The sequence below is a fragment of the Halovibrio salipaludis genome (assembly GCF_002286965.1).
Classification (GTDB): domain Bacteria; phylum Pseudomonadota; class Gammaproteobacteria; order Pseudomonadales; family Oleiphilaceae; genus Halospina; species Halospina salipaludis.
Window position 1 is genome coordinate 229,072 of record NZ_NSKD01000001.1, and the last position, 25,276, is coordinate 254,347.

The 25,276-nt window shown below is 62.6% G+C and carries 27 protein-coding genes; 16 read left to right on the forward strand and 11 right to left on the reverse strand.

What is annotated here, in order from left to right; translation table 11 throughout:
• Positions 1-3 precede the first annotated feature (3 nt).
• The gene (gene ppk1, locus CK501_RS01115) at positions 4-2,106 is read right to left on the reverse strand and encodes a polyphosphate kinase 1 (RefSeq protein WP_095615885.1); all 2,103 of its coding nucleotides are present in this window, start codon (positions 2,104-2,106) and stop codon (positions 4-6) included.
• A 9-nt stretch (positions 2,107-2,115) separates the two neighbouring features.
• A complete protein-coding gene (gene hemB / locus CK501_RS01120; RefSeq protein ID WP_269844176.1) occupies positions 2,116-3,129 on the reverse strand; it encodes a porphobilinogen synthase in 1,014 nt (337 codons plus the stop codon).
• Between the two features lie 310 nt (positions 3,130-3,439).
• Between hemB and CK501_RS01125 the strand changes: the two genes are divergently transcribed.
• The 10 genes from CK501_RS01125 (at position 3,440) to CK501_RS17185 (ending at position 9,910) form a co-directional block, all read left to right on the forward strand.
• Complete coding sequence (locus CK501_RS01125; protein WP_143421362.1) at positions 3,440-4,072, forward strand: TetR/AcrR family transcriptional regulator; 633 nt, start codon at positions 3,440-3,442, stop codon at positions 4,070-4,072.
• A complete protein-coding gene (locus CK501_RS01130; protein WP_095616571.1) occupies positions 4,069-5,754 on the forward strand; it encodes an isovaleryl-CoA dehydrogenase in 1,686 nt (561 codons plus the stop codon). Before CK501_RS01125 ends, CK501_RS01130 begins: the two co-directional genes overlap by 4 nt.
• Positions 5,754-6,044: a DUF503 domain-containing protein gene (locus CK501_RS01135; RefSeq protein WP_095615887.1), complete on the forward strand. Its 291-nt coding sequence runs from the start codon at positions 5,754-5,756 to the stop codon at positions 6,042-6,044. Before CK501_RS01130 ends, CK501_RS01135 begins: the two co-directional genes overlap by 1 nt.
• A gap of 81 nt (positions 6,045-6,125) precedes the next feature.
• On the forward strand, positions 6,126-6,656 hold the full coding sequence (locus CK501_RS01140; RefSeq protein WP_095615888.1) for a hypothetical protein: 531 nt from the start codon (positions 6,126-6,128) through the stop codon (positions 6,654-6,656).
• The gene (locus CK501_RS01145) at positions 6,653-7,189 is read left to right on the forward strand and encodes a hypothetical protein (protein ID WP_095615889.1); all 537 of its coding nucleotides are present in this window, start codon (positions 6,653-6,655) and stop codon (positions 7,187-7,189) included. The genes CK501_RS01140 and CK501_RS01145 overlap by 4 nt, the downstream gene beginning before the upstream one ends.
• A 125-nt stretch (positions 7,190-7,314) precedes the next feature.
• Positions 7,315-7,725 (forward strand): GFA family protein, encoded by a 411-nt coding sequence (locus CK501_RS01150; protein ID WP_095615890.1) that lies wholly within the window; start codon positions 7,315-7,317, stop codon positions 7,723-7,725.
• 22 nt (positions 7,726-7,747) lie between these two features.
• Positions 7,748-8,152 (forward strand): VOC family protein, encoded by a 405-nt coding sequence (locus CK501_RS01155; RefSeq protein ID WP_095615891.1) that lies wholly within the window; start codon positions 7,748-7,750, stop codon positions 8,150-8,152.
• Positions 8,153-8,170: 18 nt separating this feature from the next.
• Positions 8,171-8,803, forward strand: a complete 633-nt coding sequence (locus tag CK501_RS01160) for a Crp/Fnr family transcriptional regulator (RefSeq protein ID WP_095615892.1) — start codon at positions 8,171-8,173, stop codon at positions 8,801-8,803.
• A 71-nt stretch (positions 8,804-8,874) separates the two neighbouring features.
• On the forward strand, positions 8,875-9,618 hold the full coding sequence (locus tag CK501_RS01165) for an SDR family NAD(P)-dependent oxidoreductase (protein WP_158223007.1): 744 nt from the start codon (positions 8,875-8,877) through the stop codon (positions 9,616-9,618).
• A gap of 7 nt (positions 9,619-9,625) precedes the next feature.
• On the forward strand, positions 9,626-9,910 hold the full coding sequence (locus CK501_RS17185) for a putative quinol monooxygenase (protein ID WP_095615894.1): 285 nt from the start codon (positions 9,626-9,628) through the stop codon (positions 9,908-9,910).
• Positions 9,911-10,120: 210 nt separating this feature from the next.
• Here CK501_RS17185 and CK501_RS01175 read toward each other — a convergent pair whose 3' ends face one another.
• Complete coding sequence (locus tag CK501_RS01175) at positions 10,121-10,393, reverse strand: hypothetical protein (protein WP_095615895.1); 273 nt, start codon at positions 10,391-10,393, stop codon at positions 10,121-10,123.
• Positions 10,394-10,536: 143 nt separating this feature from the next.
• Complete coding sequence (locus tag CK501_RS01180; protein WP_095615896.1) at positions 10,537-12,765, reverse strand: hypothetical protein; 2,229 nt, start codon at positions 12,763-12,765, stop codon at positions 10,537-10,539.
• Between the two features lie 234 nt (positions 12,766-12,999).
• On the opposite strand from CK501_RS01180, the gene panP reads away from it, so the two are divergent.
• Positions 13,000-14,670, forward strand: coding sequence for a pyridoxal-dependent aspartate 1-decarboxylase PanP (gene panP, locus CK501_RS01185; protein ID WP_095615897.1), 1,671 nt, complete (start codon positions 13,000-13,002; stop codon positions 14,668-14,670).
• Here the strand turns inward: panP and CK501_RS01190 are convergent.
• From CK501_RS01190 to CK501_RS01210, 5 genes are all read right to left on the reverse strand, one after another.
• On the reverse strand, positions 14,664-14,930 hold the full coding sequence (locus tag CK501_RS01190) for a hypothetical protein (protein WP_095615898.1): 267 nt from the start codon (positions 14,928-14,930) through the stop codon (positions 14,664-14,666). The two genes, panP and CK501_RS01190, sit on opposite strands and share 7 nt — an antisense overlap.
• Before the next feature lie 61 nt (positions 14,931-14,991).
• Positions 14,992-16,566 (reverse strand): inorganic phosphate transporter, encoded by a 1,575-nt coding sequence (locus CK501_RS01195; RefSeq protein ID WP_095615899.1) that lies wholly within the window; start codon positions 16,564-16,566, stop codon positions 14,992-14,994.
• A 102-nt stretch (positions 16,567-16,668) separates the two neighbouring features.
• Complete coding sequence (locus tag CK501_RS01200; protein ID WP_095615900.1) at positions 16,669-17,529, reverse strand: acyl-CoA thioesterase; 861 nt, start codon at positions 17,527-17,529, stop codon at positions 16,669-16,671.
• Positions 17,530-17,557: 28 nt separating this feature from the next.
• Positions 17,558-18,721, reverse strand: a complete 1,164-nt coding sequence (locus tag CK501_RS01205; RefSeq protein WP_095615901.1) for an NAD(P)/FAD-dependent oxidoreductase — start codon at positions 18,719-18,721, stop codon at positions 17,558-17,560.
• 8 nt (positions 18,722-18,729) lie between these two features.
• Positions 18,730-18,897, reverse strand: a complete 168-nt coding sequence (locus tag CK501_RS01210) for a rubredoxin (protein WP_077529675.1) — start codon at positions 18,895-18,897, stop codon at positions 18,730-18,732.
• Positions 18,898-19,054: 157 nt separating this feature from the next.
• On the opposite strand from CK501_RS01210, the gene CK501_RS01215 reads away from it, so the two are divergent.
• From CK501_RS01215 to phoR, 5 genes are read left to right on the forward strand one after another with little or no spacing between them, the layout of a single operon-like run.
• Entirely contained in the window at positions 19,055-19,612 is a 558-nt protein-coding gene (locus CK501_RS01215) for a hypoxanthine-guanine phosphoribosyltransferase (RefSeq protein ID WP_095615902.1), read from the forward strand.
• Between the two features lie 19 nt (positions 19,613-19,631).
• The gene (locus CK501_RS01220) at positions 19,632-20,177 is read left to right on the forward strand and encodes a chorismate--pyruvate lyase family protein (RefSeq protein WP_158223008.1); all 546 of its coding nucleotides are present in this window, start codon (positions 19,632-19,634) and stop codon (positions 20,175-20,177) included.
• Between the two features lie 26 nt (positions 20,178-20,203).
• The gene (gene ubiA, locus CK501_RS01225; protein ID WP_095615904.1) at positions 20,204-21,100 is read left to right on the forward strand and encodes a 4-hydroxybenzoate octaprenyltransferase; all 897 of its coding nucleotides are present in this window, start codon (positions 20,204-20,206) and stop codon (positions 21,098-21,100) included.
• A gap of 58 nt (positions 21,101-21,158) precedes the next feature.
• The gene (gene phoB / locus CK501_RS01230; RefSeq protein ID WP_095615905.1) at positions 21,159-21,851 is read left to right on the forward strand and encodes a phosphate regulon transcriptional regulator PhoB; all 693 of its coding nucleotides are present in this window, start codon (positions 21,159-21,161) and stop codon (positions 21,849-21,851) included.
• A gap of 15 nt (positions 21,852-21,866) precedes the next feature.
• The gene (gene phoR / locus CK501_RS01235) at positions 21,867-23,174 is read left to right on the forward strand and encodes a phosphate regulon sensor histidine kinase PhoR (RefSeq protein WP_095615906.1); all 1,308 of its coding nucleotides are present in this window, start codon (positions 21,867-21,869) and stop codon (positions 23,172-23,174) included.
• On the opposite strand, the gene CK501_RS01240 is transcribed toward phoR, so the two are convergent.
• Both CK501_RS01240 and CK501_RS01245 read right to left on the reverse strand, forming a co-directional pair.
• The gene (locus tag CK501_RS01240; protein ID WP_095615907.1) at positions 23,152-24,021 is read right to left on the reverse strand and encodes a response regulator; all 870 of its coding nucleotides are present in this window, start codon (positions 24,019-24,021) and stop codon (positions 23,152-23,154) included. The two genes, phoR and CK501_RS01240, sit on opposite strands and share 23 nt — an antisense overlap.
• A 529-nt stretch (positions 24,022-24,550) precedes the next feature.
• On the reverse strand, positions 24,551-25,222 hold the full coding sequence (locus CK501_RS01245) for a class I SAM-dependent methyltransferase (protein WP_095615908.1): 672 nt from the start codon (positions 25,220-25,222) through the stop codon (positions 24,551-24,553).
• Positions 25,223-25,276 lie beyond the last annotated feature (54 nt).

The following is a 25,276-nucleotide window of genomic DNA, read 5'->3' on the forward strand; positions in this document are numbered from 1 at the left end:
GGTTCAGCCGGACCCCGTGAGCCGCTGCATCAACGCCTGCTGGCTGGCCACACGTTTCTCCCCGGCGGCCGGCTGGCGCTGAATGTAGTTGCCGTCAGGCTGGAGTTCCCAGCTCTGGGCGTTGTCCCTCAGGTACACCTCCAGGTCCCGGCGCAACCGCCGCGCCAGCCGCCGATCCTCAATCGGGAAGCAGGTTTCCACCCGGCTGATCAGGTTGCGCTCCATCCAGTCAGCGCTGGAGCAGTAGACCTCCGGCTCCCCGGCATTGGCGAACCAGTAGACGCGGCTGTGCTCCAGGAAACGCCCGATAATCGAAACCACACGGATGTTGTCGGAAAGCCCCTCGACCCCGGGGCGCAGGCAGCAGATGCCGCGCACGATCAGATCCACATGGACCCCGGCGCAGGAGGCCCGGTAGAGCGCGCGGATCACTTCCGCCTCGGTCAGGCCGTTGACCTTGACGATGATGCGCGCCCGCTTTCCCGCCAGCGCGTTGGCAGTCTCCCGCTCAATCAGCTCAAGCACCCGCTTGTGCAGGGTGAAGGGGGCATGCAGCAGCTTCTGGATGCGCAGGGTCTTGCCCATGCCGGTCAGCTGCTGGAATATCTTGTTGACGTCGTCGCCCAGGGCATCGTCGCAGCTCATGAAACTGTAGTCGGTGTAAAGGCGCGCATTGCCGGCGTGGTAGTTGCCGGTCCCCAGGTGCACATAGCGTTTGAGACGCCCGTTCTCCCGCCGCACGATCAGGATCATCTTCGCGTGGGTCTTGTAGCCCACCACGCCGTAGACCACGATCACGCCGGCCTCCTGGAGCCGGCTGGCCAGCTCCAGGTTCTCCGCCTCGTCGAAACGCGCCCGCAGCTCGATCACCGCAGTGACTTCCTTGCCCCGGCGTGCAGCCTCCGCCAATGCCTCGACCATCTCGGAGTCCGCGCCGGTCCGATAAAGGGTCTGGCGGATGGCCAGCACCTGGGGGTCACGCGCGGCCTGACGCAGGAAATCCACCACCGGCGAATAGCTCTCGTAGGGGTGCAGAAGCAGTATGTCCTGCTGACGCACGGCATCCAGGGTACTGTCACGACCCTTGAGGATCCTGGGCAGGCCCGGCGTCATGGCGGGGTACTGCAGGTCCGGGCGATTCACCAGATCGCTGACGGCGGTCAGCCGCGCCAGGTTCACGGGGCCATTGGCCCAGTAGAGTTCACGTTCCGTCAGCCCGAACTGGCGCAGCAGGAAATCCGCCAGGTGACGGGGGCAGTTGTCCGCCACCTCCAGGCGTACGGCGTCCCCGAAGCGCCGGCTCAGGAGCTCACCCCGCAGGGCTGAGGCCAGGTCCTCCAGATCGTCCTCCAGCTCAAGGTCCGCGTTACGCGTGAGGCGGAACTGGTAGCAGCCCTTGATGCGCATGCCCGGAAACAGAAGATTGGCGTGCGCGTGGATCATGGAGGACAGGAACACCAGGTTGTCGCCACTGGTGCACACCTCGTCCGGCAACCGCACCAGCCGGGGCAGGGAGCGGGGCGCCGGCACGATCGCCATGCCGGTCTCCCGCCCAAAGGCGTCCTTGCCGTCCAGTTCCACGATGAAGTTCAGGCTCTTGTTCACCAGGCGCGGCAACGGATGGGAAGGATCCAGACCGATGGGGTTAACCACCGGCATGATCTCGTCCCGGAAATAGCGCGCCACCCAGTCCGCCTGGGCCCGGGTCCAGTCCCGCCGCCGCACGAAGTGGATGCCCTCCTCGCGCAGCTCCGGAATGATCCGTTCGTTCAGGATCCGGTACTGTTCCTCCACGTAACGGTGGGCAACATCGGCGATCTCGTTCAGCGTCTGCTGCGGCGCCCGCCCATCCGGGCCGGGCACCTCCCGACCGTACTTGAGCTGTTGGCGCAGACCGGCGGCCCGGATCTCGAAGAACTCGTCCATGTTGCTGCTGAAGATGCAGCAGAACATGAGCCGTTCCAGCAGCGGATGGCTTTCATCACAGGCCTGGCGCAGCACCCGGTAGTTGAACTGCAGGTGGCTGATCTCACGATTGAAATAGTTCTCCGGCGCCTTGAGATCCGGCAGCTGAAGGCTACTGGTGTCGGTTACCGCCTGGTTCATGATGCGTCCTTATGCGTTGGTGCCCCTCAGCAGGCGTGCAGCCCTGACCGCGAAATAGGTGAGTATGGCATCGGCGCCGGCCCGGCGCAGGGCGGTCAGGCTCTCCATCATCACCGCATCGGCGTCCAGCCAGCCTTTCTCGCCGGCCGCCATGTGCATCGCGTACTCCCCACTGACCTGGTAGGCAAACACCGGCACCCGGAATTCATTGCGCACCTGGTTGATCACATCCAGGTAGGGCATGCCGGGTTTGACCATGACCATATCCGCGCCCTCACCCAGGTCCAGCGCAACCTCTTCCAGCGCCTCGCCCAGATTGCCCGGGTCCATCTGGTAGGTCCGTTTGTCGCCACCGCCCAGGTTGGCCGCCGAGCCCACCGCGTCCCGGAAGGGCCCATAGTAGCTGGAGGCATACTTCGCAGAATAGGCCATGATCCGGGTATTCACACAACCTTCATCTTCCAGCGCCTCGCGGATCACGCCGATGCGCCCGTCCATCATATCCGAGGGCGCCACCACATCCGCCCCGGCCCGGGCATGGGAAACCGCCTGGCGCACCAGCGCCACCAGGGTTTCATCGTTGAGCACATAGCCGCTGTCGTCGATGATCCCATCCTGGCCGTGGCTGGTGAACGGATCCAGAGCCACGTCCGTCATGACCCCCAGTTCCGGGAAGCGCTGCTTGATCGCCCGCACCGCCTGCTGGGCCAGGCCGTCCGGATTCCAGGCCTCGGCGGCGTCCTCACTCTTGCGCTCCGGTGGAGTGACCGGAAACAGCGCCACTGCCGGTATTCCCAGCTCCACCACCTCTTCCAGGTGAACCAGAAGCCGGTCAATGCTGTGGCGTTCCACCCCTGGCATGGAGGGAACCGGCTCCGTCTGCCCTTCGCCCGGCAGCACAAAGACCGGGTAGATCAGATCATCCACGCCCAGGTGGGTTTCGCGCACCAGCCGACGGGAAAATCCGTCACGACGGTTACGGCGCATGCGGGTTGCGGGAAATTCTCGACTTTGGCGGGTCACTGCGTATCTCCTGTTCCTGCTGATCCCGTTGCTGGCACCATTATGCCAGAGAGCGCCTGCAAGCCGGGCAGGATTCCCGGCAGCCTGAAGTTGTGATTTTTTGTTGCATGGCGGGCTCATCGGGCCTGCGACATCTAGACTGAAAGTCAGGTCGGGCGCGCCCGGCGCCGGACCTCTATCCCTTGAAGTACTGCTCCGCCGGGCCCTGTGCCCGGCTTTTTCATAGACGCCACTTATGTCCGACAGCGCTTGACGTAAGAACTGAACTGTTATTCAATCATTATAGATCGCCCCGGATTCAGGAGCATCCATGGCCTATCGCGAAACGCCCCGTATGCGGGCCCGCAAGGAAGCCACACGCCAGCGCATCCTGGACACCACCCAACAGTTGGTCGCTTCAGGCGGCTTCGGGGCCGCCTCGGTAGCGCGGGTGGCCGAGGAATCCGGTGTCGCCATTGGCTCGGTCTACCGCCACTTTGAGTCCAAGAGTGACCTGTTTGCGGAGGTTTTCCGGCATGCGACCGAAGTGGAGGTCAGGCGTGTCGGTGAAGCACTGAACACCACAGGCCCCGCCGATGAGGCACTGGCCAAGGCGCTGGAAGTCTTTGCCAGAAGAGCCATCCGCTCGCCCACCATGGCATGGGCACTGATCGCCGAGCCGGTTGACCCCATGGTCGACGAGGAACGCCTGCGTTACCGCCAGGCCTACGCGGAACTTTTTGAACAGACCCTGGTCCGGGGCATGCGCGAGGGATGCTTCCGCCCGGACCAGAACCCGAAACTCAGCAGTGCCGCCACGGTCGGTGCCATTGCCGAAGCACTGGTCGGCCCCCTGTCACCCGCCGCCGACGGGCTCGACAGGGAAAAGGCCGACCAGCTGATCCATGACGTCGTACGGCTCTGCCTGCAGGCCGTACGGGCACCCGGAGGACAGCAGCAATGAACGCACCCTTTGAGACCAACCAGGACAGTACCTTCCTGGCGGACACCCATGACGTCTTCAACCAGCCGCCGGCACTTGAGGACTACAACCTCTACCGCGAGGATCTCGCCCTCCAGGAAGCGATACGGCGCGAAGGCGCCGCGCGGGCAGAGAGCGAACTCGACGTATACGGCGCCATCACCGGCCGCTCGGACGTCATCGAACTCGGCCACAGCGCCAACGCCAACAAGCCTGAGCTCCACACCCACGACCGCTTTGGCCACCGCATCGACGAAGTGCGCTTCCACCCTGCCTACCATGAGCTCATGACCATGGCGCTGGAAGGCGGCCTGCACAGCGCCCCCTGGACCGATCCCGGCGAAGGCGCCCACGTGCTGCGTGCCGCGCGCTACTACATGCACAGCCAGGTGGAAGCAGCCCACTGCTGCCCCATCACCATGACGTTTGCCTGTGTCCCGGCGCTCCGGAAACAGCCCGAGCTGGCGGAATACTGGCTGCCCAAGATCCTCAACCGCCACTACGACCCCCGCAATGTGCCGGACTCGGAGAAACAGGCCGTCACCATTGGCATGGCCATGACCGAGAAACAGGGCGGTTCCGACGTACGCGCCAACACCACCAGGGCTTACCCGCTGGCGGAGGAAGGCCCGGGCAAGGCGTACCAGCTGGTAGGTCATAAGTGGTTCGTATCAGCACCCATGTGCGATGCTTTCCTGGTCCTCGCCCAGGCCTCCGGTGGCCTGAGCTGCTTCCTGATGCCGCGCTGGCGCCCGGACGGTACGAAGAACGCGATGCAGATCCAGCGCCTGAAGAACAAGATGGGCAACGTCGCCAACGCCTCCAGCGAGGCGGAGCTGCGCGGCGCCCACGCCTGGATGGTGGGCGAGGAAGGCCGGGGCGTGGCCACCATCATCGAGATGGTCGCCATGACCCGCTACGACTGCATGATCGGCTCCGCCGCCGGCCAGCGCCAGGCGGCCGCCCAGGCCCTGCACCATTGCGCCTACCGGGATGCCTTCGGCGGCCGACTGAACCAGCAGCCGCTGATGCAGAACGTGCTCGCGGACCTGGCCCTTGAGAGCGAGGGCTCGGTGGCGCTGACGATGCGCATGGCACGCGCCATGGACCACCAGGACGATCCGGAGGAACGCAACCTGGTTCGCCTGGTCACGGCCGTGGGCAAGTACTGGATCTGCAAGCGCACGCCCCAGCACGCCTATGAGGCCATGGAATGCATCGGCGGCAGCGGCCTGATGGAGGACTGCATCATGCCGCGGCTGCTGCGCGAATCCCCCGTCAACGCGATCTGGGAGGGCAGCGGCAATGTCCAGTGCCTGGACGTACTGCGCGCGATGAACCGGGAGCCCGGCGTGCTCGACAGCTTCTTCGCGGAAGTGAACCGGGCGCGCGGCATGAACCCCGACTTCGACGCCTTCACGGGCGAGCTGGAGGACGAGTTCCGCAACAGCCACAACCTGGAATACCGCGCCCGCAACCTCACGGACCGCATGGCGCTGGCCATCCAAGCCTCCCTGCTGCTGCGCGGCGCCAGCACAACCGTGGCACAGGGCTTCTGTGCGGGCCGCCTGCGCCGGCGCGACCACTTCCAGTTCGGCAACCTGCCGGACGACGTTGACTGCGCCGCCCTCATCGAGCGCGCCACGCCCAGCGTGGAGGACTGATGGAGCCCCCGCACGTGGGCGTCATGACGCTACACTTCCAGGTCTATGGCTGCGAGACCGTGCGGGACAAGAAGCGGGTATTCGCCCCCATGCGCCGGATCTGGGGAAAAGAACCGGATCTGGCCGTGGCCGAGATCGCCGATCAGGACGACCCCGGCCTGGCCACCTGGAGCGTGGTCACCACAGGCCCGGACCCCCAACTGCTTCAGCACCGTCTGCAGGAAGTCGAAAAGGCCATCCTGGCGCGTATTGATGCGCCGATTCTGGATACCAAGGTCGAGATCGACTGATGTGCCCCAGCTTGACGGCCCCTGCATGATCCGTAGACTTTAAAAGGAGTGATAGGAAATCAAGCGTTTGAAGAGGGACCTATGTCAAGCACCGATGCACTTCCATATGAGCTTCCCGAAACGCCCCGCCGAAAGATCGGAGTTCTTGCCGAAATCGTTGACATTCCCAGAACCCGCTTTCTGGATGTCAGTGACAAGGACGCACTAAAAGCCCTGAGCGGACTGATCCTCTACCGTCACCTCGACCGACAGAAAGAGCGGGAGGTCAACCGCCACTGGGCAACGCTACCGCAACCACTCCAGATGTCACTCCGAAAACAGCGTAACTTTGCACTGGTCAATCCCAACTGGGGAATCTGGTCCCTCTCGACCGAGGAGCTGGAGAATCAACATGACTGGGTCCAGAGCATCAACAATATCGCGCAGCTTCTTGGGCTTGGTGGCCTGTCTATAGCCCAATTCAAGAAGGTTCTGCGTTTTCTCGAAAAGGGACGCCTCGCCGGTGTTGCCGCTCTCCTGCTCGCCGGAACCTTCCTGACTGTCAAGAATCTTGAAGGACGGAAAATCGACGCTGAAATGGTACGCCGGCTCAAGGAGGAGGGGGAGCTGTGACGGTTGACGAGATCCCTTCACATCTTCGGGTAGAGGCCAGCACCCGCACCATCAGGCTCTTTACCAGCCGGTGGTTCGTACTGCTCCGCCATGGCCTTCCCTTGATCGTGCTCATTATTGTTTACTGGCTTCTAGGTTCACCACCACTGGTGGTTCTTGAGTCTCTGATCCTGATTGTGCTGGTCATTGGGCTATGCACCAGTGCGGTTCGCTATATTACGCTGGCGATCCTGTCATGGCTGGACACCGGACAACCAAAGGAAACGTTGCTGGAACTGGAAAACGGCACGCTCCGACTGACATTGGATGACATCAACGAAACCGTGCCACTGGCCGACTGTGAGCGCATCGACGTCTCCCGGAAACGCTGGTGGGTAGCCCCCCACCTTGCGTTCACGATCAGGCGGCAGGACGGGTATAGTCGACGGGTTGAAACCAACATCGATCTGCCCGAGCTGCGTAAGGCGCTGGCCACCATCAGTGACACAGTACTCCCCTCTGTACGGCAGCAGGCACGGGAGCAAATGCCCTGAATCCGGGAGACAATCGCCTCAGCTACCATCCAGAAGACAGCACACCCCTTTCAGCCTGGATTCAGGCTCGCTTCCAGGATAGGCTCAGAATCAGCCAGCTTATCAACGCCAGGGAGGATGATCCCATGCACGGCAAATGTCTCTGCGGGTCGATCCAGGTGACCGCCCCCGACCAGGATGAAATCAGTGTCTGCCACTGCACCATGTGCCGGCGATGGGGCGGGGCCCCGATGTTCGCTGTGCACTGCGGCCCCGAAGTACAGTTCAGCGGCAGCGCCACACCTTCCACCTATCGTTCCTCAGAATGGGCGGAACGGGGCTTCTGCCCCAGCTGCGGCACCCACCTGTACTTCCACTACCTGCCGCAGGATGATTACGTGTTGGCGGCCGGTCTCTTCCAGGACCCTGAGGATTTCCGGATAACCGGCCAGATCTTCATTGATGATAAGCCGTCCTACTACGCTCTTGCCAATGAAACGGAGACGCTGACGGGGGAACAGGTGATTGCTCAGTTTGGAGGAGCGTCTTCTTCATAGGCTGGGAAAGGGATCGATTCCGATGAAACCGAAGATCAGCCTGATCACCCTGGGCGTTGACGACCTCGACAGGGCGATCCGCTTCTATAACGAAGGCCTCGGCCTGCCCCGGTACGAATTCGAGAGCGAGGGCGTTGCCTTCTTCAGCCTGGAAGGCACCTGGCTGGCGCTGTACCCGAGGGAGGAACTGGCCCGTGATATCGGGCTCACCAGTACAGGGGAACCGGGCTTTGCGAGCGTCACCCTGGCGCATAATGCCCCCAGCCGGGAGGACGTCGATGTCGTTCTGGCCCAGGCCGTCGCAGCCGGCGCCACCCTCATCAAGCCCGCAGAGGAGGTCTTCTGGGGCGGGTACTCGGGGTATTTCCAGGACCCGGAGGGCCACTACTGGGAAGTTGCATTCAATCCTTTCGTGGACCTGACATAGCCGGATGAGGAGAACAGGATGTCAGTCCAATTACTCGATACGGTGCGTTCCAGCCCTGAAGAAACAGAGCAGGGACACCGGGCGGTACTGGAAGCGCTTACACAAACCCTGGGATCTGATGCTGATCCGTCCCTGCTTTACCGGTTAGCGGATGGATTCACGGCGCAACACTTCAACAAGTCGGAGGCCGTTCTCCTGGCCGGCGAGCAGTGGCACCAAGTGATCCTCATCGAGCAGGGTATGCTCAGGCTTTGCTACTGCGACCAGGATGGACGGGAGTTCAACAAGGGGTTCTTTCATGAGGGCCAGCTGATCTGGCCCATCGCGCCGAGTGCCCGACAGGCCGCCAGCCTTTTCAGTATTCTGTGCCTGGAACACTGCTCAATCCAGGTGGCGGATTTTGCGTGGTTCAAGCGGCACCTTGAAGCTGCCGGTTCCTGGTCCGGGTTCGCATTGCCCTTCACGGAGTGGCTGGCGGAGGAAAAATTCCTGCGGGAGTACGAATTTCTCCTCTATTCCGCCCTTGAGCGCTATCAGCGTTTCCGGGATCAATATCCGGAATTGGCGGAACGAATCCCTGATTACCACCTGGCTTCCTACCTTGGAATGAGTAACGTCACGCTTTCGCGACTCAAGCGGTGCTGTGTTTAACCTGTGTTAATGCACCCGTCCCGCACGTGGTGGAGGATGCGGTTGTTCCAAGTGATATGGGAGCAATCGTAATGAATGAACTCAGTGAACAGACCGTGCTTGTCACCGGCGGAACCAAGGGCATCGGCCTCGCCATCAGCCAGGCTTTCTCCAGACAGGGTGCCCGGGTCATAACGGTCGGGCGCCATCATTCCGATGAACCGGCCTCCGCCCACCATATCCAGGCTGACCTGAGCACGCCTGAAGGCTGCCGACAAGTGGCAGATTACGTGCGGGAGACGGAGACCAGACTGGATGTCCTGGTGAATAACGCGGGCATGGCCCGGTTCTCAACGCTGGGAGCCACCGACGATGGGCCGCTGGAAGCCCATATGGCCCTCAATCTTCTAGCCCCCTATCGGCTGGTACGTGACCTCCTGCCCCAACTGCGGGAAAGCAGTGGTTGTGTCATCAATATCTCATCCTACTTTGCCCGTCGCATGTTGCCCGACCGTCCTTCCTCCGCCTACTCGATGACCAAGGGAGGCCTTGATGCACTTACAGGCGCCCTCGCCTTCGAACTGGGACCGGAAGGGATCAGGGTCAATGGTATAGCTCCGGGGACTGTGGATACGCCTCAGTTCCACCAGAACCTGGAGGGGTTACCGGAACAGGCACGCATCAGCTTCCAACAGGCCATACCCCAGCTGTACCCGCTGGGACGCCTCGGCCAACCGGAGGACATTGCAGCAGTCGCATGCTTCCTTGCTTCGCACCAGGCAAGCTGGATGACTGGCGCCGTGATTCCGGTGGACGGTGGACTCACAACTCATTGAGGGGACAATGCAGGCAAAAGCGGTAATCAAGCATGTGGAGCTGAAAGCGGTAGCGGACCTGAAAGGCACACGGCAAGCCCTCAAGAACCTGGCAAGGCACACGCGGACGGAACCCGGCTGTATAGTGTTCGAGATTCATGAACACGACGATAACCCTGGCTTTTTCAGCCTGTGGGAACACTTCTTTGACCAAAGCGCCTTTGAACAGCACTTGGCTCAACCCCATACCCGGGCTTTCTTCGAAGAGGGGTGGGCACAGCTGGTACGAAGACAGAATCTGCGGTTATTGTAGCCACATGCTCAGCTACGCGCACACCATGGCACGCTCATCACCTGCTGCTGGCAGACCGGCTATGGATGAGGCGATTCACGGAGGAAGGATACAGGGTCCAGTCCCTCGATCACGAACTGCACGCCCCCTCCACGAGCCCGGCCCAGAGGCGCCCAATAAAAAAGCCGGGCATTAAGCCCGGCTTTTCCAACCCATGAGATCGAGGCACGGTTACTGGTCCGTGCTCTCCTCAACGTCATCACCGGCTTCCTCGGCCGTCTCGCCCATTTCATCGGCGGTCTCTTCGGCCGTTTCCTCCGCCTGCTCCATGGAGTCCTCCTGGGTACCAGTCAGGTCCTCGGTGGTTTCCTCGGCGCTGTCAGCGGTATCCTCGGCCATTTCCTCCATGTTCTCGCCCGCTTCCTCCATGGAGGAATCATCACCGCAACCGGCAAGGCCCAGCGCTGCAACAAGTGCGAAACCAATCATCCATTCACGTTTCATAGCGACACCTTCCTTCTCATCTGGAATGTGCCGCGAACTTTCACATCATTTGACGCCCCAGGCAATAACAGGGCAATTACCATTAATTCAGGCTGATCAGAGCTTTACCCTCACCGGTCAAGATTTTCCGGACCACCGCCGGACTACAGATCGTCGTTCAGCGAGATCATCTGGGTCTTGCTGATGCGGTGCCTGTAGATCTCACGCAGGTACTTGATCGCCTTCTTGATGTTGTCCCGGTTCAGCCGGATGTCGTTGATCGAAACGAAGTTGCTCCGATCATGGCACATCTCCCGGTACTTCTTTTCATACATCGGCTTGATGGCGTACCAGTTGGTATCGAGGATCTTGGCCGGGTTCTCGAACTCGTTGAGCATCTGATCCACCAGCTCTTCATCAAACTCCTCGTTCTTGATGAACTGGAGCATGCTGCGATCCAGGGTGTCATCGAAGCGTGCGCTCTCGTTGGCGAAACAGCGCTTGATGTAGGCCGTGATCAGGGTCAGGAAGTCATCGCTCAGGCACGGGCTCTTGACCACCAGCGTGGTCAGCGAGAGGTTCGCCGAAGCCCCGATCACCAGCGCGTAGCGCTTGAGGGTGGTGTTCGGGAAGAGCGCGTTGAGATGTGTCTTGAGCCGGTTCAGGTCCACATAGGAGAGCTTGTAGTCCTTGGGCAGTGACACGATCGAGACAATGGACGAGCAGTTCTGGAAGAAATGCAGGTCGCTCAGGGTCTCGGCGTTGTAGCCGGAATCCCGGAAGCGCTTGAGCCGCTCGCGGTAGCGCTCGGACTCGATCGGCAGCAGGCTCACGCCCTCGATGGCCTGGGTCACCTTGTTGAAGTGCGGCAGGTCGATGGAGCGGTAGAAGAGGTCGTCGATGTCCAGCCGCGACTCCTCATCAAAGCGCTTACGGTCGCTGACATCATGGGGCGTGGTCGGTACCACGGACTCCGCATAGGCCACGGCCACCGGCCCGGCCAGGCTCATGAACAGGTCGTTGGCGTCCAGGCGGATGGTCTCTCCGATGTCCACGCCGGCACGACGGAAGTAATCCTCGTCGTAATCGGTGGTCACGGCCTGGGCCGTGAGGATGTTGAAGATCTGCTGGGAGATGTACTGGTTGGCGTACTTCTCCATGGCGTTCACATCCACGTACTGGATATTGCCGTCATCCGTCTGCTCCGCGTAGCGCATGATGTCGTTGGAGATCAGCATCATGGCATTCCAGGGCCGGATGCGGTTCATCATGTTCTCGTCGCTCGTCTCCTCCGTGTCGAAGTTGTAGGAGAAGTCCCACTCCTCGGAGAGGTATTTGCACAGCAGACGCCCAGCGTTGATGTGCAGCGCCTCGGACATCTCCACCTGGTTGTCCTGGATGTTGGGCAGGATGCAGATCCCGCTGGTGAAGATGGGCTCGAAGATGAAGGCGTGATCCTGGTTCTGGAGGCCAGTATCCTCCAGCTTGGGATCGAAGGTCTTGCGCATGTAGGCGTACTGCTGGGCCAGCCCGAACTCCGAGGCCATGCCGGAACCGGTGCCACCACCGGCGGAAAAGATGTAGAAATAGAGCCGCGACTGGTTCGCCTTGATACCGCAGGAGTCGATCAGGTAGGAGTGGATGAACTTCCAGTCCTCGTTGCTGAACTGCTGGGTATCCTTGTTGAGGATGATCTTGGCCAGGTACTGGCCGAGGATGGGCGCATTACCCGCACCGCCGGCGTGCACCTCGGAAAGATCCATGATCTTGAGCTTGTTGTAGTCATCCAGGAGGTAGTTGTCGTCCTCCTTGTTGTGGGTCAGCTGGATACGGCCCTCAATGTCCTTGTCCAGATCCCCGAGCATGACCATGGGCTCGATCAGGAATACCGGTTTCACCGAGTTCGGGGTGGGCAGGTTGAGGCTGTTGCGGATCCAGCGCATCGGGCCCACTTCCTTCTCGCGGCTGCGCCGTTCCTCGCTGTTCAGCTCCTGCAGGTAATAGGTGCGAGCACTGTGCACCAGTGCAGCAACATCCAGCGCGATGTTGGAACCGCAGCGCCCCAGCCCGATCAGGCATACGGACGGGAAGACCTGATCATTGCGCCCGGTCTTGTCCGGCGCCGCACCGGTAATGGTGTTGGGGAACACATTGGCCCGGAGCTCATCCAGGTTCGACAGGATCTGGTCAAGATCCTTCTCGGTAAAGTACATATAGGGCTCCGGTGACGTGCTGCTCTGGCCACCAGTGCCTGAACGGCGGCGCGTCCCACCCGACTTGCCCTTGCCGCTTGATTTTCCCTGGCTGGCACGGCCGGTCTTCTGGTCGCCAGTGGGCTCCCCGGCCGACTGCTCCGCGTGATCTTCCCCGGTCGTCGTGTTCGACTCGCTCATGACCTGATACCTGTCTCTGTGCCGCGCTGAATGGATGGCAGGTTACTGGATTTTCACCCTCCATCAAGATAGCTTGCCCAGCGCGATTCGCAATCCATCGGTTGCAATTCGACACATACCCGAACGAAGCGCCGGAGGCGACGGGTGCTGGTCTGGCGTAAGCTCAGTCCTTATACTTTCTGGTTTGGGCACCTGACACGAACGCCCTGCAACCATACTGGAGCCCAAGCAGTCATGAGCGGCCAGAGAAAAACCGCACAAGCCAGTCTGGAGGCAATGTACCGGATCTTCACCATTCCGGAGGCCCCGGACTCGACGCTCAGCCGTCTGGACCAGGATATCTCCCGGAACCTGACCGGCTTCCTCCAGGACCACATCGTGGCCCTGGAGCGCGAAATGGGCGAAATGGAGAAGGACTTCCAGGACCCCCGCGTTCCGGAGAAACCCATTTTCGTGTCTGAACAGGCCCAGTTCCTTCTGGACAAGCTGGTCTCCCAGTCCGTCCACACGGCATCCCCCAGTTTTGTGGGGCACATGACCTCGGCCCTGCCGTATTTCATGTTGCCGCTGTCCAAGATCATGATCGCGCTCAACCAGAACCTGGTGAAGACCGAAACCTCCAAGGCCTTCACACCGCTGGAGCGCCAGGTCCTGGGCATGCTCCACCATCTGGTCTATGGCTGCGAGGACGCCTGGTACCGGCAATGGATGCATGACCCGCATCACGCCCTTGGCGCCATGTGCTCCGGCGGCACCATCGCCAACCTCACGGCGCTGTGGGTCGCACGCAACCAGGCCTTCCCCCCGGAGGGCGGGTTCCGGGGCGTTCACCGAGAGGGCCTGTTCCGCGCGCTGCGCTTCTACGGCCATGAAGGGGCTGCGGTGCTCGTTTCCTCGAGGGGGCACTACTCGCTCACCAAGGCAGCCGATGTGCTCGGGATCGGCCGGGACAATCTCATCCCCGTAGCCACGGATGCCGATAACCGCATCGACCCGGACGCCCTGCGCGACCGCTGCCTGGAGCTCCAGCGCCAGAAGATCAAGGTTCTGTCGATCGTGGGCATTGCCGGCACCACGGAAACCGGGCACGTGGATCCACTGGAAACCCTGGCGGATATCGCCCAGGAATTCCGGGCCCACTTCCATGTGGATGCGGCCTGGGGCGGGCCCACACTTTTCTCCCGCCAGCACCGGCACCGGCTCAAGGGCATCGAGAAGGCGGACTCCGTCACCATTGACGCCCACAAGCAGCTCTACACGCCGCAGGGCGCGGGCATGGTGCTGTTCCGCAATCCGGCCTCGGTGAGCGTGATCGAACACCACGCCCAGTACATCATCCGCAAGGGGTCCAAGGACCTGGGCAGCACCACTCTGGAAGGCTCACGCCCTGGCATGGCCATGCTGATCCATTCCGGGCTGCGCATCATCGGACGGGAAGGCTACGAGATCCTGATCGACCAGGGCATTGAGAAGGCCCAGTCCTTTGCGGCCATGATCCGCGAGCACGAGGATTTCGAGCTGATCACCGAGCCCGAGCTCAACATCCTCACCTACCGCTACTCTCCAGCCCGCACCCAGGCGGCCCTGGAGCAGGCGGACGAGGCGGCGGCTGAACGCATCAATGCCAGCCTCAACCGCATCACCCGGTTCATCCAGAAAACCCAGCGGGAGCGCGGCAAGTCCTTTGTCTCACGGACCCAGCTGGAGCCGGCCCAGCACAACCACTACCCCTGCGTGGTATTCCGGGTCGTTCTGGCCAACCCGCTGACCACCCATGACATCCTCAGTGACATGCTGGAGGAGCAGTCGGGCATCGCGCGCGAAGAGCGTATTGCCGGGGAGCGCCGGGCGCTGGAGTCCGCCGTTGCCTCGGTTCTGGAAGGCACGGAACAGGCGGCTCAGTAGAGCGCCTGCTCCTCTTCCAGTACATCCTCGATCACGTCCAGGAAGATCTCATCCGCCTCGCTGTGGGCCTCTGGAATCCGCACTATGGTCTCGGCACTGATCTCCCTGGCGATCCGTTCCCGGGCGTCGCGCTCCTGGCGATGCTCACGGGCGATCTCCATACAGCGCGCAGCCACTGTGGGTTCGCTCAGGACCTTGCGGATGAAGCCCCTGAGTTCATCAATGACCTTCTGCTGGCGGCTTTCAGTGGGCGTTGTCATCAATCTCTCCTGGCTTGGGGCGGTTACTGGATGGATTCACCCGCCCCAGTATAGCAATGCATCAGACGAAGATGCCGCGCAGCGTGAAATAGAACATGGCGGCCAGCAAGCCGGAGGCCGGCACCGTGATCACCCAGGCGGCCACGATCTTGAGCATCAGATGGCGCTTGACCATCTCCTCCTGGTAGATTTTCTTCAGCCGCTTGCGCTCCTTCTTCTTCAGGCGCACTTCCGTCTGCTTCGCCTTCGCCTGGCGGATCATGGCCTCCATCTCCTCGACGGAGGCCCGGCGGAAGTCATCCAGGAACGCCTGCAGCTGCTCCCGGTCATCCCCCCTGTGATGCTCGAGGATGCCGTGCAGACGGCTGGCGTAATTGGTCTTGAGGAATTCCCGCAGGAAGCCGACCCCGAAGACCGCGCCCAGCGCGATATGGGTCGAGCTCACCGGCAGGCCCAGCTGGGAGGCGATGATCACGGTAATGGCCGCCGCCAGAGCAATGCAGTAGGCGCGCGTCTTGTCCAGCTCCGTGATCTCGGTGCCAACCACCCGGATCACACGCGGCCCGAACAGTGCCAGACCCACGGCCAGACCCAGTGCCCCCACCAGCATGACCCAGAGCGGGATGGGCGCCTGCCCGGCAATGTCGCCGCTGGTAATCGCCTCGTTGATCGCCGCCACCGGCCCGATGGCATTGGCCACATCGTTGGCGCCATGGGCAAAGGAGAGCAGGGCTGCGGCAAAGATCAGCGGAATGGTGAAAAGCCCGTTCACGCCCTCGGGAGAGTTCGCCATGGTCGCCGCCTGGCCCACGATGCTGGCCCGCACCACCAGAAAGGCGATGGTTGCGATCACCAGGCCCACGCCCGCAGCTTCCAGGAAGCTGGCGTCCCAGATCTCAGGCAGCGCCTTGATGACCAGGTAAGTGGTGAAGGCCCAGGCCATGATGGCGATCAGCCAGGGCACGACACGACGGGCCGCCATCACCCGGTCCTGTTTGTAGAGAACGGTCAGCTTAACCAGGTAAAGAAAGGCTGCGGAAATCACACCACCCAGCACTGGAGAAATGACCCAGGAGGCAACGATACTGCCCATCACGCCCCAGTTGGCGATGGCCAGCCCGCCCGCGGCCAGCCCCGCACCGAGCACCCCGCCCACAATGGAATGGGTAGTGGACACGGGAGCGCCGATAACTGTGGCAAGGTTGAGCCACATAGCCCCGGCCAGCACCGCCCCGGTCATCAGCCAGATGAAGTTGCGGGGGTCGCCCACCATCTCCGGATTGATGATGCCGCCCTTGATGGTGCTGATCACCTCGCCCCCGGCAATCAGGGCACCCGCGGCCTCGAAGATGGCGGCTATGATCACGGCCCCGGTCATGGTCAGGGCCCCGGAACCCACCGACGGCCCGACGTTGTTGGCTACGTCGTTGGCGCCGATGTTCATGGCCATGTAGCCACCGAAAAGCGCGGCCACCAACAGCAACGGAGAGCCCGGAACGGTCAGCCCCCCGAAATGCATGAAGGCCCAGATCAGGAGCAGGAACAGCGCCCCAACGCCCAGACGGAACAGGCGGGCGGCGGAAGCATCGGAAGAGAGGTAGTCGGCAGCGGAGTCAGGAACGGCTGGCTGGGTCATGAGTCATCACCACTGGGCACGTCGAATGGTTGTTCGCACGCGCACTATAATGGAGCCTGTCACAGAAATGAAACCTCCGTCACACTCTGAAACGGTGGCCACTCACCCCTGACGCTGTCGGATCAGTGCCTCCTGCGCCACGGAGGCCACAAGCTCCCCCCTGCGGTTGAAAAGCGTGCCCCGGTTCATCCCCCGTCCGGAAGACGCACTGGGACTGTCCATGTCGTAGAGCAGCCAGTCATCGAGGCGCAGGGCACGATGGAACCAGATGGCGTGATCCAGGCTCGCAACCTGCATGCCCGGCGTTGAGAACCCGGCCCCGTGAGGTCGCATGGACGTGGCGAGCAGTCCGAAGTCCGAGGCATAGGCGAGGATCGCCCGGTGCAGGACAGGATCATCCGGAAGCGGACCACGCGCCCGGAACCAGCTCTGGCGGGAGGGATCCGCGGGTTCCGGCCTGAGCGGATCTTCTGGCTCAACCGGGCGGATGTCGATGGCGCGCTCTTTCATCATCTGTTCGCGCCGTTCCTCCGGGATCAGATCACGCACCTGTTCCCGCAGCGTCTGCTCGGAAGTCAGCGTTTCCGGATCCGGCGCAGTGGGTGCATCAAACTGGTGCTCAAAGCCGTCCTCTGCCACCTGGAAGGAGACCATGGCAGTGAGAATCTCGCGCTCATCCTGGCGGGCAATCACCCTGCGAACACTGAAGGTGCCACCATCACGCACGCGCTGGACCTCGTAATCGATACCGCGATGGGGGTTGCCAGGGCGCAGGAAATAGGCATGCATGGAGTGCGCCAGCCGCCCCTCGACGGTACGGCTGGTGGCCATCAGGCCCTGACCGAGCACCTGGCCCCCGAACACATTGGGAAAGCCGAGATCATCGCTTTCACCACTGAAATGGTCGTCGCCGAGGGGCGCGACATCCAGCAGCCCCACAAGCTTGCGCGTTACCTCTTCCATTCACCGGCTCCCGTTATCAACCTGATTCTCAGGCCGGCAGAATGGCCGGCACTTCCCTGGACAGCGACTGCTTCTCGCCCGCACAGTCCCCGGTGACCGCGAAGCCCAGCAGATCGCCGTTCTCCGACCGGAACAGGGCACGCAGGCTGCGCCCTTCCCCCTCGACATGCCATTCACCGGCCGCGTCCGCGGGTGGCGGGCACACGGCCACCGGGCAGGCGGGCGTTTTCACGGTCACCGGCATGCTGCCGTAGTGCACGGGCGTACGCTCACCCGCAAGGGTCTTCGCCAGTGCCCGCGCCGCCGCCATCAGCGGCATGACGTAGGGCAGCACGTGCCCGCAGACCTCGGCGCAATCCCCCAGGGCATAGACGCCCGGAGCGCTGGTCTCCAGATACTGGTTCACCCGGATGCCCCGGCCGCACTCGATGCCAGCGGCCGCCGCCAGCTCCGTCCGCGGTTGCAGGCCCACGGCCGCCACCCCCAGATCCGCCTCAATCACGCGCCCGTCATCCAGGGTGACGCTGACACCCTCACTGGTTCGATGTACCGCTCTGGCACTGTGTTGCAGGTGGAACCGGACCCCGGCCTCTTCCAGCCCGGCCCGTACCGCCTCCGATGCGGCTTCCGGCAGCAGCGCCGGAAGAACCCGCGGATCCGGGGCGACAACCTCCACCTCGAAGCCACCGTTGATCAGGTCATTGGCGAACTCACAGCCGATCAGACCACCCCCCAGGATCACGACCCGGCGCGCGCCGGCCACACCCTCACGGAAGTGGCCATAGTCCGTGAGGTCATTCACCTGATAGAGGGCGTCCATGCCATCGCCTTCGAGTGGAATACGGACGGGATTCGCGCCCCAGGCCAGGATCAGACGGCCATAGTCGAGTGTTCCGGCGCCCGTGGTAATCCGGCCGGCTTCCGGATCAATGGCCTCAATCCGGGTATGGGTCATGATGCGCGCATTGAGCGCCTCAGCCTGGGTATCCGCATCCGCCTGGGCCAGCTCGTCGGCGGCCTTGCCCTTGGCAAAGCCGTTGGAGAGCATGGGCTTGGAATAGCTGCGCCCATCGTCGGCCGTGACTAATACCAGCGGAGTTTCCGTATCGAGCTTGCGCAACTCCCGGGCCAGGGTATAACCGGACAGTCCGGTTCCAATGATGACGATGGGCAGGGTCTGATTCTGGCTCATGGGCGGGCTCAGTCGATCTCGACCATCTCGAAGTCTTCCTTGCCCACACCACAGTCCGGGCAGGTCCAGTCCTCGGGCACGTCCTCCCAGCGGGTGCCCGGCTCAATGCCATCCTCGGGCCAGCCTTCCGCTTCGTCGTAGATGAATCCACAGACTACGCACTGCCACTTTTTCATGGCCTACTCCTTAACGAATGACAAACATGGAGCGCATTCTAACCAAACACTACCCCCGGATTACACCCGACAGTGTCAGAATCGGGACAATCGGGGCCCGCGGCGTTATACTCGCGCCTCTCAAATCCACCCCTGACCGCGGAGAGCACGTCCAGCCATGTCCCTGAACACAGCTGAAATGCAACAGGTTTTCGACGAGGCCGACTGCATCTACACGGAAGGCCAGGTCAGTGAGGCCATGGATCGACTAGCCAGCGAGGTCACCGCCACCATCGGCGACCAGGATCCACTCATCCTCTGCATCATGAACGGCGGTCTGGTGGTTGCGGGCCAGCTTCTGCCCCGTCTGGCCTTTCCATTGCAGCTGGACTACGCCCAGCTCTCCCGCTACCGGGGCAATACCACCGGCGGGGAACTGGAATGGAAGGTTCACCCGCAGACCCGGCTGAGCGGACGCACGGTGCTGATCGTTGACGACATCCTCGACGAGGGCGACACCCTGGCCGCGCTGACCGAGGCCTGCCAGACCGAAGGCGCGGAACGGGTCTGGACACTGGCACTGGTGGAAAAACATCACGACCGCAAGAGCCAGCCCGGTTTCGAGGCGGATTTCATCGGCCTGCAGACCCCGGACCGTTACCTGTTCGGCTACGGCATGGACTACCAGGGCTACTGGCGCAACGCACCCGGCATCTACGCGGTCCGGGGCCTGTAAGCTGATGGAGGGAACCACCATGGGGTTTCGCCCGCGCCCCTGGCACTGGCTGCCCCGGGACCAGCGCCGGGTGGTCCGGCACCGTGGTTCCCTGACACGGCTGCTGCGTGGTTTTACGCGTCACGGTTTCCGGGTGCGCGTGCTGCGCGAGGGTTATCGCCTTCCGAAAGCGGACGAAGCCAGGGAACTCGGCCTTCCAGCCCGCCAGAAGGCGTGGATTCGGGAGGTTCAGCTGATCGGCGACGACACCCCATGGGTCCAGGCGCGCACGGTCATCCCGCTGCACTGTCTCGAAGGCCCGAACCGTCGCCTTCGCCACCTGGGGAACCGCCCGCTGGGCTCCGCGCTTTTCGGCCGCCACCCCTGGTCCCGTGAGGCATTCACCTGCGGTCAGGCGCAGCCGCCCGGGCATGCCACCCAGTACCCGGCGCGACGCTCGCGTTTCCGCCGCGGCCAAGGTACCCTGCTGGTCACGGAGTGCTTCCTGCCTCCTCTGTGGGACGACATCAGGGACCAGGCCGTACGCCGTCACCCGACCCACGGGGACAGCCTCCGACCACTCTAGTCACGGGCCGCAACGGACAGGGAACCATGACGACGACACGCCTGCAGCCTGCACTGGACCGGGCGCGTGAGCGCCTGCCGGATTTCATACAGCTGATGCGGATCAACCGGCCCATCGGCAGTCTGCTCCTGCTCTGGCCCACCTGGTGGGCACTCTGGCTGGCCGCCGACGGTATCCCGAGCCTGGCCAACCTGGTGATCTTCACCCTCGGGGTCTTTTTCATGCGCGCCGCCGGCTGCGTCATCAACGACTTCGCCGACCGCAACCTCGACGGCCACGTCAAACGCACCCGCGAACGCCCCCTCGCCACCGGCCGCGTGCGCCCTGGCGAGGCCATCGCCCTGTTTCTGACTCTCTGCCTGGTGTCTTTCCTGATGGTGGTGTTCTTCACCAACCGTCTCACGCTCTGGCTGTCCTTCGGCGGCGTGGCCCTGGCCTTCATCTATCCGTTCATGAAGCGTTACACGCACCTTCCCCAGATCGTACTCGGGGCGGCCTTCTCATGGGCCATTCCCATGGCCTGGGCAGCGGAGGCCGGCGAGGTCACCCGCATTGCCTGGCTGCTCTATATCGCCAACCTGGTCTGGACCGTGGCCTACGACACCCTCTACGCCATGGTGGACCGGGATGACGACCTGAAGATCGGCATCAAGTCCACGGCCGTACTCTTCGGAGACATGGACCGGGCCGCCGTGGGCACCCTCCAGGTCACGACCCTGCTCACACTCCTGCTGGTGGGCGTCCAGACCAGCCTGGGCGTGCTCTTCATACTGGGCGTTCTCGCCATGGGCGGACTTTTCGGCTACCAGCAGTGGCTGATCCAGGGCCGGGAGCGTGAAAACTGCTTTCGGGCCTTCCTGAACAACAACTGGGCCGGCTTCGCGGTGTTCCTCGGGCTGGCACTGGATCTGGCGCTGTCATGAAACTGTCACACTGGGACGGTGTAATGGTGCCGTAACCCCATCGAAAGACGTGACTTCCATGGCTGAGAAAACCGTCCTGATTGTTGATGATGAAGCCTCCATCCGCGAGATGATCGCCGTGGCACTGGAAATGGCGGGCTATCACTACCTCGAGGCCGGCGATGCCCGCCAGGCGCACAGCCTGATCGTGGATGAGCGCCCGGACCTGATCATCCTCGACTGGATGCTGCCCGGGACCTCCGGCATTGACCTTGCCCGGCGCCTGAAGCGCGACGAAGGCACCGCCGAGATCCCCATCATCATGCTTACCGCCAGAACCGAGGAAGACAACCGGGTGCAGGGGCTCGAGGTGGGCGCGGACGACTACATCACCAAGCCCTTCTCGCCGCGGGAAATGGTGGCCCGGCTCAAGGCGGTGCTGCGACGCTCCACACCGCCCGGCCTGGATACACCGGTGGAAATCGGCGGCATCCACCTGGACCCCGTCGGTCACTGGGTGACCATCGACGGCGAACCTGTCACCATCGGGCCCACTGAATACCGCCTGCTGCAGTTCTTCATGACCCATCCGGACCGGGTCTACACCCGGGAGCAGCTGCTCGACCAGGTCTGGGGAGCCGGGATCTACGTGGAGGAACGCACGGTGGACGTGCACATACGCCGCCTGCGCAAGGTCCTGGGCGAAGCCCACGGAAAACTCGTTCAGACGGTCCGGGGTGCCGGGTACCGGTTCTCAACGCGCCAACAGTGAGCCACCAGGGATCCAATGAGTACAGGCCTCAAAAAACACCTGCGCCGGCTGGCCCTGCTCTTGACAGCGTCCCTGCTGGCGGGCTGGCTGCTCGGCCGCCCCACCCTGGTGCTCGCGCTGACACTGGCCTTCTATGCCGGCTGGATGCTGCATCAGTTGAACCGCCTTCACCGTTGGCTCGAGCGCAGCAACCAGGAGGCCGAACCCCCCGAAGCCCCCGGGCTCTGGGGCGAGGTCCTTGACGACATCTACCGCCTCCAGAAACGCCACCTGCGGGCCCGCGACCGACTGCAGAGCATGATCAACCGGATCCGGGAATCCACCAACGCCCTGCGTGACGGCGTTGTGATGACCGATGCCGCCGGCGCCATGGAATGGTGGAACCAGGCGGCGGAAAACCTGTGTGGTTTCAACAGCACCCAGGACCAGGGCGAATACATCCACAACCTGATCCGTACTCCGGAATTCCGCAGCTACTTCGAAGCCAAGGCGTACGCGGAGCCGCTGGAGATCGAGTCCCCGGCCCGTCCGCGCACACGACTGCAGATCGAGATCAACCTGTTCGGCGAGGACGACCGGCTCATCACCATCAAGGATGTGACACGGCTCTACCAGCTGGAGAAAATGCGGCGAGATTTCGTCAGCAACGTCTCCCACGAGATGCGTACGCCCCTGACGGTGCTGAGCGGCTACCTGGAAACGCTCGCCGAGCAGACCGACCGCATGCCTTCCGGCTGGCAGCGCCCGATGGACGCCATGCGCCACCAGGCCAACCGCATGGAGGCGCTGATCACGGATCTGCTGCTGCTCTCCCGGCTGGAGACCAGCGACCGCAACACCGGCGACGCGGAATGCAGGCCAGCGGATCTGCTGCGCCAGATCCAGCAGGACGCCATGGCCCTGAGCGGCGACCAGGAACACGAGATCGAACTGCGCATCGGTGACAACCGCAGCATCCGCGGGGACGCGGAACAGCTGCGCAGCGCCTTCTCGAACATCATCTTCAACGCGGTGAAATACACCCCTGGCGGCGGCCATATCCGCATTGATTACAGCGCCGGCTCCGAAGGCATTTCAGTCAGCGTTGCGGATGACGGGCCGGGCATCGACCCGGAACACATCCCGCGGCTCACGGAACGCTTCTACCGTGCCGACCCCAGCCGCAGCAAGGAAACAGGCGGGACCGGACTGGGCCTCGCCATCGTCAAGCACATCCTCTACAACCACGACGGGTACCTGAGCATCGACAGCACCCCCAACAGTGGCAGTACCTTCCGCTGCCATCTGCCCGCCAACCGCATCATCCCTGAAAACGGGCAATGAAGTGGCTCAGATCCTCCAGCTTCTGGGGGTCATCATCCACGAACCGCACCACCACCTGGACGAACTTCGTATCCGGGTCTTTTTCCTGGGCCTGGAGCTGATAGACGTAGCCGTTCAGCCGCGCCATCCTGTCTCCCAGATCCACGTCCACCACCGCCTGCTCCAGAATCTGCGGCATGGCGTCATCACGCCTGGCGCTGACCCGGACGTCATTCAGGGTAACCGCCCGCAGCACCCCTCGCAGCGTTGCCTGAGAGAAGCGCAGATCAACCATGGTGGCCTCCCTGCCACGGGCCCCGCCGGCCGGCTTACCGGTCTGTGGCAGTGGGGCGTTACCGCTCTCAACCGGGGCTTCCCCGGCCGGTGGCGGGGTTTCCTTTTTCTGGGACCGGCCACCACCGGTCAGAAGATCCGCGGACTGGCGGAAGGCATCACTGGAGGCTGATGCCTTCTGACCATCATCGCCGAGCTGACTGCCCAGCACCTTGCGCACCTTCTTCCCAAGGGATTCCGGGCTGAAGGGTTTGCCGAGGTAATCGGAAACCCCCTCGCGGATGGCTTCAACCACATGCTCCTTGTCACCACGGCTGGTCACCATCACAAAGGGCGTCTCACCATAGTGGCTGTGGCCCCGTGCCCACTGGAGAAGCTCCAGCCCCGACATCTCGGGCATCTCCCAGTCGCACAGGATCAGATCAAAACGTTCACGCCCCATCAGCGTCTGGGCCTTGCGCCCGTCCGCCGCCTCATGGAGTTCTATGGAGGGGAACTGGGAACGCATGGTCCGCCTGACCAGGTCCCTTACGAAGCTGGCATCGTCCACCACCAGGGCCTTGAGTTTGCTCATTGCGGGTAATCCGACATCGGTTTGCGGGAATACCCCCACTATAGACCTGAATGCCGACTGCTGCCCGTGGCCATGCCGATGTCAGCATTCTGCCATTAAGCGTGTAAGAGATTTCCTACACTGATGTAGGAAATGGTTGTTCTGTTACGTCGGAAACAACCTATTTCACCTGAATTGACTTTTCATGATTCTGATTATGAACGATTTTAATGAAACAGGTGACTGGAAGCGGGCAGCCCGGCGGTCTTGACCCACTCAACAACTGCCCCTGAGTTGGTATTGTTTCAACTGTCAGCGGACGACAGGGAAAGGACGCTACAGGGATGGTTTCCTCAGAGGAACTGAGGGGAAGCATGGAATAAAGGGATGTAATGCTTGAGGGACGCTGAACCAGAAGGCCGGCTCGGACGCCGGCTGGCCAGGGAGGGCCGGAGACAGACTCACAGGAGGTGGAAAGCGGGCAGGATGCCCACCGCTTTCGTCGGAAAGCGTTTCGCCAGTTTGAGGGATGGCCACGGCCATCCCTTTTTTATGCAGCGCCGTCCAGCCCGACCCCCGGAGCCCAGTACAGCCTTACCCGGTTGAACTCCTCGAATTCGTTGAGGTCCGGCCAGGTCCGCCCTTCCACCGTGGTGATCAGCCGGTAATCCTCATTGCCCAGATGCCGAAGCCGCGAATCCGCCATCAGAACCGCATCCGCACCCGCCTGGAAATCCCACAGCATGGGCCGGTTCTCCGGATCATAGAGTACATCAGCGGCCAGAAGCACTTCGGGGGGGGCCTCCTCGCGCCAGTCCCCGGCCAGCGTCACCGTCACGCCGTTGCGGCGGGCATTGATGTCAGTGGCCACAAGCGCGTCCGGATCAAGATCCGCTGCAACGACCTCACGGGCGCCCGCCATGGCAGCGGCAATGGCCACAATCCCGGAACCACACCCGAAATCCAGCACCCGCCGCCCGGCGACGCGCTCCGGATTGTCCAGCAGCCACTGGGCCATCACCTGGCCACTGGCCCAGCAGAACGACCAGTAGGCAGGCTCGGCCACAACCAGTTGCGCCTCCTCGTGGCTGAGCGGGCCCTCCAGGCAGTCGGGATCAAACAGACAGAGCTCGATCCCCGGGCAGCCGGCGGGCCGGCTCCAGCAGGTCCGGGCACGTGGCAGGCTGCGCTGCAACAGGGTATCGAGAGGGCGCTTGTCCATGGCAGCGCATACTAGCCGGCCCTCCGGGTAGCGTAAAGCGCCGGGAGCTGGGTT